The sequence below is a fragment of the Niallia sp. 03133 genome, assembly GCF_052663225.1.
On sequence record NZ_JBQTCY010000017.1, the window covers coordinates 16,646 to 29,727 of the forward strand.

Below are 13,082 nucleotides of genomic sequence, written 5' to 3' on the forward strand. Positions count from 1 at the left end.
CTCATCTAGAAATTTAATTATTCTGATATATCAGAATAATTAAACCCAACTTAATTGTTCACTATTTTCCACCATCATGACACTTCCTTTCATATCGCAGACAGAATGAATGGAAAAAGCTGCTCATCCTATATACAAGAATCCATTTAATATGCTTTTAATAGCTTTATAGAGACTCAATCCATTCTATTAATTGACTTTTTTACAGTTTTGCACGCAAAGAATGACGATCCTCTCCAACAAGAATAATGAAAATATTGAAACAATTTTATAGAAAAAAATACCTGTGAAAAAAAACCAATTTTTTCTCAAAAAGTATTTGACAATAATTTGCAATGTGATAGTATATTTTAATAGATAATAATTCTTATCGGTTTTATCGGTTTTAAACAAAATGGGAAATATATACTTAAACTATGACAAACAAAGATGGGACTATACATAATAAAAAGGGGGAAATAAAGTGAAAAAAATTGTAATCAGCTTATTAAGCACTATCTTGTTAACGGTGATTCTTACCGGCTGTGCATTAAACAGCAATACCGAAAAAGATACATCATCATCCAGTACGAATAAAGGCAAATCAGAAAGTACAAATGTTAAAAACGCTGAAAATACAAGCTACAAAGCAACAGATTTAACGAAGCTTCCTGCTAAGACAAAACAAAGAAAAGATACGTTTATTGCCGGAATATCCGCGCCTGGAGGAGTATTCTTGCCTTATTTCTATGAAAATGGATGGGACGGAAATGCAACAACTCCTATATTTGCCCCATTAGTTGATTTGAATAAGGATGGAAAGCCTGTAGGGATTCTTGCAGAGAGCTGGGATGTTACAGATGATCAACTTACATATACGTTTCATTTAAGAAAGAATCTGACATTCAGTGATGGTTCACCATTAACTGCTGATGATGTTGCCTTTACCTTAACCCTATTACATGATCCTGCTTATGCTGGATACCAGGACATCTCTTTAGCTGCGATAAAAGGGGGGAAAGAGTATAAAGAAGGAAAAGCAAAAACGATTGAAGGAATTAAGGTAATTGATAAAGATACGATTGCAATCACTACGGAGAAAGTAAATGCTAAATCTTTGCTGCTGTTGGGCGGTCAAGTATTATCTAAAGCATATTATGGAAAAGACTATCAATATGGCAAACTCGATTATTTAAAAGAATTGTATTCAAAACCACTTGGTGCTGGACCATATAAATTTGAAAAATATGTTCCTGAACAAGAAATTCGATATGCAGCAAATGAAAATTATTACGCAGGTGAACCGAAAACGAAAAATCTTATCTACAAAGTTATTGACACGACTACTTCTCTGCAATTATTTGAAACTGGCGAACTTGATTATGCAGGGTTCTCAGCTGATGACGATACGGTAGAACAGTTGAAAAGCTTGGGATTCGCTAATATTAATGTAGGACCTGTAAATGACTTTGGCTTTATTTATGTGAATAATAAGCGTCCACAATTTAAGGATAAAGAAGTACGACAAGCTCTTATTTACGGTTTAGATCGACAAAAAATCGTGGATGTAAAATTTAAAGGATACGGACAAGTTGCAGATATTCCAGTATCTCCAATTTCTTGGGCTTATAACAATGAGGGTGTTCATCAATATGGATTTGATGCTGAAAAAGCGAAGGAATTACTTGATAAAGCCGGCTGGAAGCCTGGGAAAAAAGGCATCCGTGAAAAAGATGGAAAGCAGTTTGTTATTCATTATTTAACAAGAACTGCTGATGATCCAATTATTCCAATCGCAAAAGAAAACTATGCAGATATTGGAATTAAATTCGAACCAGAAATTATGGATTTTAATGCTTTAGTGGCAAAACTGAATGATAAAGATTATGACTTTGCTGCGGTTTCTACGTCGCAAATACTTGATCCAAGTGATCCTGTAGAAGAATTTACAACAAATAATCCAAACAATGCTGCGGGATATTCAAACGCTAAAGTAGATGAGTTGGTTCAAAAAGGTCTTAATACGTTAGATATAGAGAAACGTAAAGTAATTTATCATGATCTTTATAAAGAATTTACTGATGATCCACCAATTATTCTTATCCATTATCGACAAAGTGCAAGAGCAGTAAGCGGCCAAATACAGGGATTAGTTCCTGACAATTATACCGGGATTGGAGCTAGCCTTCCAAACATTTCGATTAGCAAGTAATGATTTGAATGCCTAGCATAAAAGCTAGGCATTTTCTTATGGAGGAAAGCAAATGAAACAGTATGTTTTAGAACGGTTTATTCAAATGATTATCATTTTATTTGGAACATCCTTTATTATTTTCTTCTTATTTGCGATGCTTCCAGGAGATTACATCGATTCGAATATTAGCTTAACACCACAAAGGGCTCAAGAACTAAAAGCGCTTTATGGATTGGATCAGCCAGTATTAAAGCGCTACTTCACTTGGCTTGGACATGCACTTCAAGGGGATTTTGGCTACTCTTTAAAGCACCAGGAAAAAGTTACTTCCCTGCTTAATAAATACGTTTGGAATTCATTTATTGTAGCAGTGCTCGCATTATTTTTAACGTGGTCCATTGCTTTATTAACGGGTGTATTCTCTGCCATTAAACAATATTCTTGGTTTGATGGCTTGATTACCTTTTTTGTATTTGCGGCTATGTCCTTCCCATCTTTTTTTATCAGCTTGTTATTTATTAAATGGTTCGGTGTAGACCTTCAAATCCTACCCATAGGTGGAATGATAGATACTGGCAGCAACAGCACTGGCATTTCCCATATTCTTGAGGTAAGCAAGCATATGATATTACCTGTTCTCATTTTAACACTGCTAAGCATCGGATCATTAACAAGATACTTTAGAACAGGGATGTTGGAGGTAATTCGGCAAGATTTTATTAGAACAGCACGTGCTAAAGGGTTAAAAGAACGAGTAGTTATTTTCAAACATGCTTTGAAAAATGCTATCCTTCCAGCGATTACACTGCTTGCTTTTGAATTGCCAGGTCTATTCTCTGGAGCCATTATTATGGAACAAATCTTCAATTGGCCCGGTGTTGGCAAAATACAGATGGAATCGGTTAGTTTTCGTGATTATCCGGTTTTAATGGCTTTTACCTTGTTTCTATCCTGCTTAACAATTATCGGAAACTTTTTAGCGGATGTAACATATGCAGCAGTTGATCCAAGAATTAGATTGAAATAAAGAGGGGATAAAGAATGGAAACAGCAAAATCCATTAAAACGAAAAAAAGAACAAGCGTTGCAGTCAAATCACCTTCATTGAGCAGACTAACCTATCGACGTTTAAAAAAGAACAAGCTAGCAATGATAAGCTTTTTCTTTCTACTATTTATGTTTTTGATAAGCTTTATTGGTCCAAATTTTTCTCCTTATCTATTAGATCGTACAGATGTGTCGTTTATGAACCAGCCTCCAAGTGGAAAGCATTGGCTTGGAACAGATGAGTATGGTCGCGACGTGTTGACAAGACTGATGATGGCAGGGCAAATCTCTTTAACAATAGGTTTAGCCTCGATGTTTCTATCTATTTTAATTGGTTCCTTATTAGGAGCAATTTCCGGATATTATCGCGGGCTTGTAGATATGATTATTATGCGATTGGCTGATGTTCTGATGTCTATACCCGGTTTGCCGCTGCTTCTTATTATGGGAGCGATTTTATCGGAATTGAAAGTTCCTGCGGAATATCGACTTTATATCATCATGATTATGCTTAGTTTTGTTGGATGGCCAAGTTTGGCAAGATTGGTTCGCGGGCAAATACTGTCCTTAAAGGAACAGCTTTTTATGCAGGCAACAGAGGTTCTCGGTTTATCTGACCGGAGAAAAATTTTACATCATCTTATTCCGAATACGGTCCCCCTTTTACTTGTTGTTGCAACCTTAAATGTTGCTGGGTCCATTTTGAGTGAATCCGCGTTAAGTTTTCTTGGACTTGGGGTTGTGCCACCGACTCCTTCATGGGGAAATATGATGGATGCTGCCAATAACTTTATGGATTTTAGAAAACGGCCATGGCTATGGATTCCTCCAGGAGTAGCGATTTTTTTGACCGTGGTATCCATTAATTTACTTGGAGATGGTTTAAGGGATGCTCTTGATCCAAAAATGAGAAGATAGGAGAGTGCGGTATGAGCAGCAATGTTTTACTGGAAATAAATCAGCTACAAACTCATTTTGAGACGGAAAGCGGCACCGTGAAGGCTGTAAATAATGTAAGCTTCGGAATACGTGAAGGAGAAACAGTATGTATAGTCGGAGAATCAGGCTGTGGAAAAAGCATAACAGCATTATCGCTTATGCAGCTTATTCCGGAAAACGGAAAAATTGAGGGCGGCGAGGTATTTTTTGAAGGAAAAAATATTTTAAAGCTAAATAAAAAGGATTTGCGCCGATTGCGCGGCAATGATATTAGCATCATATTTCAAGAGCCAATGACTTCTTTAAACCCTGTATTTACCATTGGGGAGCAAATGATCGAACCATTGCAAGAGCATTTATTATTAAGCAAAAAAGATGCTTATAAAAAAGCGTCCGAATTAATTACGATGCTGGGCATTCCCAATGCAGAAAAAATCATCTCGATGTATCCACATGAGCTAAGCGGCGGCATGCTTCAACGGATTATGATCGCCATTGCTATCAGCTGCAACCCAAAGCTAATCATTGCCGATGAACCAACAACTGCATTAGACGTTACCATTCAAGCGCAAATTTTAGATTTATTACGTGATATAAAAAAGGATTTAAAAACATCCATTTTACTCATTACACATGATCTTGGGGTTGTGGCAGAAATGGCGGATTATGTAGTAGTAATGTATGCCGGAAAAGTGGTAGAGCAAGGGCCAGTTCTAAAGCTTTTTGCTGAACCAAAACATCCATATACACAAGGTTTATTAAAAGCAAAACCAGTTATTGGAGAACGAAAAGATAAACTCTACACAATCGCCGGTCAAGTCCCTAATTTGGTTGGACTGAAGGATTCGTGTTATTTTGCTGATCGCTGTGAACATGCAATGGATATATGCCGTTCTATACAGCCTAATTATACAAAGACATCGAAACAACATGATGTCGCCTGCTGGTTATATGAGGAAGGTGCAGTTTATGAGTGAAGCCATATTAGAAGTAACCAATCTAAAAAAATATTATTCTAGTTCAAAAGGGATATTTAAAAAATTCGGCGATTCGGTTAAAGCAGTAGATGGAGTAAGTTTTACAATCGAAAAGGGAGAGGTTTTTGGTCTTGTCGGTGAATCTGGAAGTGGGAAATCTACAATTGGAAAGACAATTTTGCGATTACATGATAAAACAGACGGAGAAGTGAAATTCAAGGGAAAAGATATCTTTTCTTTATCTAAAAAGGAAGTTCAAAGGCTGCGTACACAAACACAGCTCGTTTTTCAGGATCCATTCAGTTCATTAAACCCTAGAATTCGTATAGGGGATGCAATTGGGGAAGCAATGTTAGAACATGGTCTTGTCTCCAAACAAGAGGTACGAACAAAGGTGTTAGAAATAATGGAAATTTGTGGACTTTCTCCTTTCCATATTGATCGTTATCCACATGAATTTTCTGGCGGTCAGCGTCAGCGGATTGTTATTGCTCGTGCAATGGCTTTAAACCCAGAATTTATTGTAATGGATGAACCGGTTGCTGCACTTGATGTATCTATCCAAGCTCAAATAATAAATTTATTTAGTGAGCTACAAAGAGAACATGGACTATCTTATTTATTCATCTCTCATGACTTAAGTGTTGTGGAACATCTATGTACAAGAATTGCGATAATGTATTTAGGGAATATTGTAGAACTTGCGACAAAAGAGGAATTATTTGATAATCCCTTACATCCATATACAAAAGCACTACTTTCTGCTGTACCAATTCCCGATCCAACAGCTAAGCGAGATCGAATCATTCTAAAAGGGGATATTCCTAGTCCGGTAAATCCCCCTTCAGGCTGCAAGTTCCGAACAAGATGTCCAATTGCCACCGAACTATGCGCAAAAGAAATTCCACCATATCGCAATACGGGGAATCGTCATTTCGTGGCTTGCCACTATGTGTAAAGAGATTTGCAAAGATGAATTAACAGGGAAAGTAGAATTATATTTTCTTATAAATGCAAAGAATAAATCTAGTTCATTTCACTAGTATTATCTTAATTAAATTTTATTATTAAAAAACATTTATCCCACTCTTAACGGGCAGTAAGACCCCCACCTCAAGATGTTGAGGAATCGAGGAATCTAGGAGTTGAAACTTGCCCGTAAAGGTCCGATAAGTTCAACTAACCCTATGCCTGGAGTAGAGCATCAACAATTTCATGCTCTCCCCTTTCCTTCGAGCAAAAAGCAAAGAACTACCCTGTTTTTCCCCAACCTTCTTCCCTAACATCGAAAAAAGAGGAACCATTTTTAGTCCCTCTTTTTCCTTCCATTAATTATTTTCACCAGTTTTTCCTTGAAGAAAAGTATATAGTTCACCAGTTAATTTCGTTACAATCGCCTGATGCTACCTCGATGGCGCAGCTTGCAAAAAAGAAATGCCATCAATGATTTCGTATCGCGGCTCATCTGGCCAAGTTAAATATTCAGCATATATCACTTTCTTTGAATAAGGCTGATTTACACTCATATGAGACACCTCCATCATTAAGAATAGTCTAACACTATTCTTTAGAAAATACAGCTGAACACCTGATTAATTACTATTTCTACTATGAGATAGTTATACAAATATTTCAAGGTCCTAACTGATTAGTAATTTCACCTTATTTCCCACAGCATTTTTTATATTTTTTTCCGCTTCCACATTGACATGGGTCATTTCTGCCTACCTTATTTTCCTTTCGAATCGGGCCTATTATCAGTCCCTCCCTACACCATCACCTTCAACGAATATCCAGTCGCCTTGTTAATGGAATCATTCACTATTTCTATCTCGTTTTCACTTGGGATAGCAGCAACTTTTACCGCTCCTTTACGATGGCTTAGATCTATCCTTTTCAATACTGACAAACAGCTTTCAGAGTTTATCAGTGAAATATATCAATTAGAGATCAGTATGGTTTTGGGTTCAAGATATTCTTCAAGACCATATATGCCACATTCTCTACCGATTCCTGATTGCTTAAACCCACCATAAGGAGCCCTCATTTCAAGAATGACATCATTAATGTACACGGTTCCGGCAATAAGCTGGGAGGCAATAAGGCTGGCTTTTTCCAAATTAGAGGAACTTATATATGCGCCTAACCCATACTCTGTATCGTTTGCAATTTCTACCGCTTCTTCCTCTGTTCTATACGTTAAAATAGACAGGACGGGTCCAAATATTTCTTCTTTCGCAATCGTCATATCTCTGGTTACATTTGCAAAAACGGTCGGCTTTACAAAATACCCATTTTCCAGACCTTTTGGGTGTCCTTCTCCGCCTATGATTAAATCCGCACCTTCTTCCATACCGATTTTGATATATCGTTGAACCCTTTTGTATTGATTCTCATTCATCATGGGGCCAATAAATGTATCTTCTTCCCAGGGATAGCCCACCTTAGTATTTACAACCGCCTGTATTATTAGTTCTTTCACTTCATCAAACCGATGCTCCGGAACCAGTAATCTGCTGCCGGCAATACACATCTGTCCGTGATTTCCAAAGCAACTTGTAACGGCACGAGGAATCGCTTTTGTAAAGTCTGCATCATCCAGAATAATATTTGCTGATTTACCGCCCAATTCAAGAACGACTCTTTTCATTGTGTCAACAGCACTATGGTGTATGGCTTTTGCTGTATTCACAGAGCCCGTAAACGAAATCATTGCAATGTCCGGATTGCGGGATAATTCGGCGCCGACGGTAGTACCTAGCCCGTATACAATATTGACTACCCCTGCAGGCAATCCAGCGTCATGGAAGCACTCGGCCAGTATTTGAGTCTGAATGGAGGAAAATTCACTGGCCTTTACAACAATCGTACAGCCTGCTGATATGGCTGTAGCAACCTTTATAGCGATCTGGGAATTATTTGCGTTCCAGGGTGTGAGCGCAGCGATGACACCCACGGGTTCAAGAACAACCTTGGCTTTCCCGATGCATTTTGTAAATTCAAAGGCTTCCATCGCTTCTTTTGCCAAAAGGAAGCTGTCAGCTGAGATTCGGGTTCTAAAATCTCCTGCCTTAGCTGTAGCGCCATATTCCTCCATGCACGCCTGGTTTAAATCAGCAGCCCTTGATAAGATTGCATCATGTATCCTTTCAAGCATTTGTCCCCGTTCCGCAATGGAAGTTTTCGAGAAAGACTTAAATGCTTCTTTCGCAGCTCCAATCGCCTTTCGGGCATCTGACTCATTTCCCAAAACCACCTGTCCGATTACTTCTTCTGTTGACGGGTTGATAATGTCCATCCTTTCTGTCCCGTCAGGTTTTACAAATTCTCCATTGATATATACCTTGTCAATAAGTTTGATTTTAACGTCACTTTTCATTTCTTTACCTCCTATGCGATATTTATGATTAATGCTTCTAGGATCACTGTACTCTGTTCAAGTAACTTGAAGTCAATAAAAAATATAAAATATTGAAAAAGAACTTTTTATGGAATCTGCTGGTTCAACAATACAAACTATGATTTGTTTTCCCTTGAATCGGATGCTATAATAATTTCCAAACACTTCAAGTAACTTGAATCAAGTGAAATAGGAGAAAATTATGGAAGAATTTATTTACGGCACTGAGCCGAAATACTCCATCAAGGAAGTATCAAAAATAACGAACCTGCCCAAACCTACAATCCGCTATTATGAGGAAATCGGCTTATTGCAAAATATAGCGCGGAATCGGAATAATATCCGCCTGTTTTCTGATGATCAAATTATGAGATTAAGAATGATCCAATGTATGAGAAGCACAGGAATGGGAATTGACATGATTCGTCATTACATTGACCTCTCCACTGATGTTACAATGGAGTTGAAAGAAAAATACTCGATTGTCTTAAATCAGGAAACAATACTTTTAGCCCAAAAACAGGAGATTGAAGCACAACTGGCTCTTATTGAGCACAAAAAGGCGAATTATGGAAAAAAATTAAATAAGGTATAAAATGCAGTGCTTATGGCCACTTGAAACATACAGGTTCCCCTTTCACCGCGAGCAAAGGGTAGCAAAGGAGAGTCCTCTAAAAACATTCATCAAAAGTTGCTATGTCTCTCAAAACAAAAGCCTGTCCCATGAGAGGGCAGGCTTTTAGCAATATTTGGTGGCTAGGCTATATAAGGTTTTCTTAATATTAGACAGATCAACCACAACACTCTAAACAAAGGCTAAATGCTATTCGGATAGATTAATGAATATTTTTCTTTTGGAAGTTCCCGCCCTTTACTTCGGATACATCGTAAATCGCGACAAAAGCGCGCGGATCAATTTCACGGATAATTTCTTTCATTTTACTTTCTTCCAAACGGTTAATGACACAGGTAATTTCCTTAAATTGTTCTTGTGTATAACCACCTTGTGCTAGTTTATACGTAGCTCCACGGCCTAATCGATCACGGATTGTCTCCACCATTAATTCAGGATGATCGGTAATAATATTAAAGGTTTTCGAACCACTTAAACCTTCTTCTACAATATGTATCACTTTGGATGCAATATAATAAGCAATTGCGGATAAAATAGCCCCTTGAAGACCAAACACCGTTGATACAACAATAAAAATAAACATATTTAAAAATAAAATAAGATCACTTGTCCCAAACGGTAATTTCCGAGAAAGTAATACGGCTAACATATCAATTCCGTCTAATGCGCCCCCATTACGCAAAGCTAGACCCATTCCAAAACCGATAATAATCCCACCAACAACGGTTACGAGCAGCGTATCCCCATCTATAATTGTTGGTACTTGGTGCATAAGACTTGTACTAACCGCTAGTGAAGCAATTCCAATTACGGAATAAATAGCAAAACTTTTCCCAATTTGTTTATATCCTAAAAAAACAAATGGGATATTTAATACAGCAATTAGAAGTCCTAATGGTAAGCCAAATTGCGAACCAACGATACTCAGACCTGTTACACCACCATCGGATACAGAGTTTGGAATTAAAACAGCTTCTAATCCATAAGCAGTAATAATCCCTCCAATAATCACCAATAATGCACGTGAAAACTTAAAAAGTTTATTGCTTTTTTTCTTTGTTATTGTACTCATTTGATTTTCTTTTCCCCGTTTCAGCCTTATTTATGTAATTTGATACTTCCTTTACTCTTTATTTTAACACTGTACTCTATTCAAGTATTCTATTTTGGTCTGAACTTCTTTTTTTTCCGCTCTCACATCTTCTAAAGATATATTTACAATTTCACCCGTTCGTGTATCTATCAATGACAGCCATTCTTCGCTATCAAAGTCCAGCACGTCTATTATATCTTGTAATTTTACTTTAACAGTCATATTTTTACTCCTTTGCTGAAAATTCAATTCAACCTATTATAATTTTAACAAATTAATAATAGCGTTTCTGCTTGATGTCAATCAAAGCGTTCTCTTATATATGTATAACCCCGTCCTAAATTAGGACAGGGTTAACATAAATTTGATTAATTTTTGATAAAAAACACTTCACCGAACTTAAAACTTACCAATAAAGTCGTTAAGAATTACGTTACTTCATCATGAAGTTACTTCTGCACTATCTGAATAAGGTTGCCGCATGTATCGTCGAAGACAGCTATTGTGACTGCGCCCATTTCAGTTGGTTCCATCGTAAACTTCACGCCTTTTTCCATTAATCGTTTGTACTCTTTTCGAATATCTGCAACGCCAAACATTGTTGCTGGGATGCCCTCGTCGGATATCTTCTTTTGATACTCCTTGGCGGCAGGATGGTTATTCGGTTCGAGTAATAGCTCGGTACCATCTTGAGCATCTGGAGAAACAAGCGTTATCCACCTAAATTCTCCGACGGGAACGTCCTCCTTTTTTACAAACCCCAGTTTTTCTGAATAAAACTCCAGTGCCTTGTCTTGATCTTGTACGAATATACTAGTAACAATGATTTTCATACTGTTATTGCCTCCTTTGATATTTTTGACGCTTGATGCTGTGCTAACTATCTGGCTGCAAGCAAAACACCATACATTTCTCAGAAGTCCTGTTCCGATTTTATCCCACACTTAACGGGCAGTAAAACCCTCACTGATGGAAGGTTCACTTTATACAATTACTCTATCCATCCTTTCAGCAAATTTTTAAGTGGTTCGTTATTGAATATTACCACTCGATATTTTCCCTTTCGTTTTGATTTTACGAGCCCTGCATCTTCCAATACAGAAAGATGTTTAGCTATCGCTTGTCGCGAAATAGCAAGGTCGTGCTTCATAATGAGACGTACCGTAAGTTCATACAACGTCATCTCATTGCGTTCGGATAGTTCGTCTATTATGAGCCGCCGAGTCGAGTCGCCAAGTGCTTTGAATATAGCGTCTTTGTCCCAATTCATATATCGATTATAAGCAACTCTGTGGTTGCTTGTCAAAAAACAAGCAACTGGATGGTTGCGTGATGAAGGAACCGGATGATACCGTGCCTGACCCCCAGTAGATTAACGCATTAATCTACTGGGGGTCAGGCACGGTTTGTTGATTCACCTTTGAGAGATTGATAGATAGTATATATCTGGAACTTGGATAATTATTTTTATTATATAGAATGATTGTCATAATATGTTGAATGAATAATTAAATTATATATATAAAATTATTTCTCGCATTGTGGGGCTGTTTCATTGTTCCAATATATTGAAAGGTATGGAAGATAGAATAAAAGGACGTCTTCAAAGAGGCAGCCCCTTTAAAAGACATCCTTTTTATTTTGCAAAACGATGATTCCCAATTTCAACTATAACGGGACGTGATAAAATCCACTTGCTGCTTGAAGTTTTAGGATTGAAGAAAAATAAAGATCCCTTCCCTGATTCACCTAAAGCAATCGCTTCGTTTACTGCTCTTTTGGAAGCAGCATCAGCTGGCTGATTGATTTGTCCATTTTGTACAGGAGTGAATGCATAATGCCCATTTGAGATTTGGTAGATGACTTCACGGATTGTATTAGGGAATTGATCACTTTTTACACGGTTCAATACAACAACAGCAACAGCTACTTTTCCAGCATAAGGCTCACCAACTGCCTCTGCATGCACTAAACGTGCCATTAAATCTTTATCTGCAGCGGAAATAGTAGCGTTTGGCAGTATCATTGTTTCACCTGCAATAAGTGGTTTACTATTGTTAGCATTCATTAAACTATTTAATGGAATGCCGAATCCCTTTGCTATTTTCCAATATGTCTCCCCATTATGTATCGTGTGATTTGTTGCTGCCTCTGTTTCATTGGTTAACGTAAATGCGGAAAGAGATACGATTAACCCAGCGGCTACTATTAGTTTTTTTACTTTTTTCATTCCTTGCGCCTCCTAGCGGTCTTTCATTTGCTCTACTATTAGGCTATCAGATGTAATATTTCCATTCATGATACAAAACATGGTAAATGCAAGATTGCTAGCTCCAACCTATGAAAATAAAGGAAGTAAAAATTAAAGGAATTATTATCCACATCCTTAAAAATTCCAAAAACATTCTCTTGTAGAAAAATGTGGACCGAATTTTACAGTATTGTAACAGTATGTAACAGAGAGAAAGAGGGGTTTTGTTGCTTTAGGGAAGGATGATTTTATTATTGTTTTATCCATACTTATACAGGGAAAGGCATTGTGGACACTTAATTGACTATTATTACATTACAATAAAAGAGTGATTTCCATGTCTAAACAAAGAAGTTATAAGCGTTATTCGTTTGAATTAAAATTAGATGCATTTCAAACGGTATTACCATCATAAAAATGAACCAAGAAAAAAAGGCACAACAAGTAAACTTTCTCACTTCTAATCTATCAATATTCGACAAATCTCGAGGCACTTCGGGGTGTCCCTGTGACCTAGAGTTTATAGCAGGTCTTTTGACGAGAAATATCCATAAGCTTGAGCGATCGA

The 13,082-nt window shown here is 37.3% G+C and carries 14 protein-coding genes and 1 pseudogene; 6 read left to right on the forward strand and 9 right to left on the reverse strand.

The window, feature by feature from the left end:
• The first annotated feature begins 463 nt into the window (after window positions 1–463).
• From ACTYBU_RS20005 to ACTYBU_RS20025, 5 genes are read left to right on the forward strand one after another with little or no spacing between them, the layout of a single operon-like run.
• Window positions 464–2,191 (forward strand): ABC transporter substrate-binding protein, encoded by a 1,728-nt coding sequence (locus tag ACTYBU_RS20005; RefSeq protein WP_445492484.1) that lies wholly within the window; start codon window positions 464–466, stop codon window positions 2,189–2,191.
• Between the two features lie 52 nt (window positions 2,192–2,243).
• The gene (locus ACTYBU_RS20010) at window positions 2,244–3,200 is read left to right on the forward strand and encodes an ABC transporter permease (RefSeq protein ID WP_445492486.1); all 957 of its coding nucleotides are present in this window, start codon (window positions 2,244–2,246) and stop codon (window positions 3,198–3,200) included.
• Window positions 3,201–3,214: 14 nt separating this feature from the next.
• Window positions 3,215–4,138, forward strand: a complete 924-nt coding sequence (gene opp4C, locus ACTYBU_RS20015) for an oligopeptide ABC transporter permease (protein WP_445492488.1) — start codon at window positions 3,215–3,217, stop codon at window positions 4,136–4,138.
• A gap of 11 nt (window positions 4,139–4,149) precedes the next feature.
• Complete coding sequence (locus ACTYBU_RS20020) at window positions 4,150–5,136, forward strand: ABC transporter ATP-binding protein (protein ID WP_445492489.1); 987 nt, start codon at window positions 4,150–4,152, stop codon at window positions 5,134–5,136.
• Window positions 5,129–6,094: an ABC transporter ATP-binding protein gene (locus tag ACTYBU_RS20025; RefSeq protein ID WP_445492491.1), complete on the forward strand. Its 966-nt coding sequence runs from the start codon at window positions 5,129–5,131 to the stop codon at window positions 6,092–6,094. Before ACTYBU_RS20020 ends, ACTYBU_RS20025 begins: the two co-directional genes overlap by 8 nt.
• A 445-nt stretch (window positions 6,095–6,539) precedes the next feature.
• Here the strand turns inward: ACTYBU_RS20025 and ACTYBU_RS20030 are convergent, their stop codons facing one another.
• The 4 genes and pseudogenes from ACTYBU_RS20030 to ACTYBU_RS20045 all read right to left on the reverse strand — a co-directional run bounded on the left by ACTYBU_RS20030 (window position 6,540) and on the right by ACTYBU_RS20045 (window position 8,515).
• Window positions 6,540–6,662, reverse strand: coding sequence for a hypothetical protein (locus tag ACTYBU_RS20030; RefSeq protein WP_445492492.1), 123 nt, complete (start codon window positions 6,660–6,662; stop codon window positions 6,540–6,542).
• Window positions 6,663–6,798: 136 nt separating this feature from the next.
• Window positions 6,799–6,885, reverse strand: a pseudogene (locus tag ACTYBU_RS20035) (SEC-C metal-binding domain-containing protein); the annotation flags it as partial.
• Window positions 6,886–6,904: 19 nt separating this feature from the next.
• Entirely contained in the window at window positions 6,905–7,036 is a 132-nt protein-coding gene (locus ACTYBU_RS20040; protein ID WP_445492494.1) for a hypothetical protein, read from the reverse strand.
• Between the two features lie 39 nt (window positions 7,037–7,075).
• A complete protein-coding gene (locus ACTYBU_RS20045; RefSeq protein WP_445492496.1) occupies window positions 7,076–8,515 on the reverse strand; it encodes an aldehyde dehydrogenase family protein in 1,440 nt (479 codons plus the stop codon).
• A gap of 223 nt (window positions 8,516–8,738) precedes the next feature.
• Between ACTYBU_RS20045 and ACTYBU_RS20050 the strand changes: the two genes are divergently transcribed.
• A complete protein-coding gene (locus ACTYBU_RS20050; protein ID WP_445492497.1) occupies window positions 8,739–9,131 on the forward strand; it encodes a MerR family transcriptional regulator in 393 nt (130 codons plus the stop codon).
• Window positions 9,132–9,372: 241 nt separating this feature from the next.
• Here the strand turns inward: ACTYBU_RS20050 and ACTYBU_RS20055 are convergent, their stop codons facing one another.
• From ACTYBU_RS20055 to ACTYBU_RS20075, 5 genes are all read right to left on the reverse strand, one after another.
• On the reverse strand, window positions 9,373–10,242 hold the full coding sequence (locus ACTYBU_RS20055) for a YitT family protein (protein ID WP_445492499.1): 870 nt from the start codon (window positions 10,240–10,242) through the stop codon (window positions 9,373–9,375).
• Window positions 10,243–10,305: 63 nt separating this feature from the next.
• Window positions 10,306–10,485 carry a hypothetical protein gene (locus ACTYBU_RS20060; protein ID WP_445492500.1) on the reverse strand — a complete coding sequence of 60 codons (180 nt, stop codon included), beginning with the start codon at window positions 10,483–10,485 and terminating at the stop codon, window positions 10,306–10,308.
• Window positions 10,486–10,712: 227 nt separating this feature from the next.
• On the reverse strand, window positions 10,713–11,096 hold the full coding sequence (locus ACTYBU_RS20065) for a VOC family protein (RefSeq protein ID WP_445492502.1): 384 nt from the start codon (window positions 11,094–11,096) through the stop codon (window positions 10,713–10,715).
• 158 nt (window positions 11,097–11,254) lie between these two features.
• A complete protein-coding gene (locus ACTYBU_RS20070) occupies window positions 11,255–11,533 on the reverse strand; it encodes an ArsR/SmtB family transcription factor (RefSeq protein WP_445492504.1) in 279 nt (92 codons plus the stop codon).
• Window positions 11,534–11,899: 366 nt separating this feature from the next.
• Complete coding sequence (locus ACTYBU_RS20075; RefSeq protein WP_445492505.1) at window positions 11,900–12,493, reverse strand: cell wall hydrolase; 594 nt, start codon at window positions 12,491–12,493, stop codon at window positions 11,900–11,902.
• Window positions 12,494–13,082: the final 589 nt, after the last annotated feature.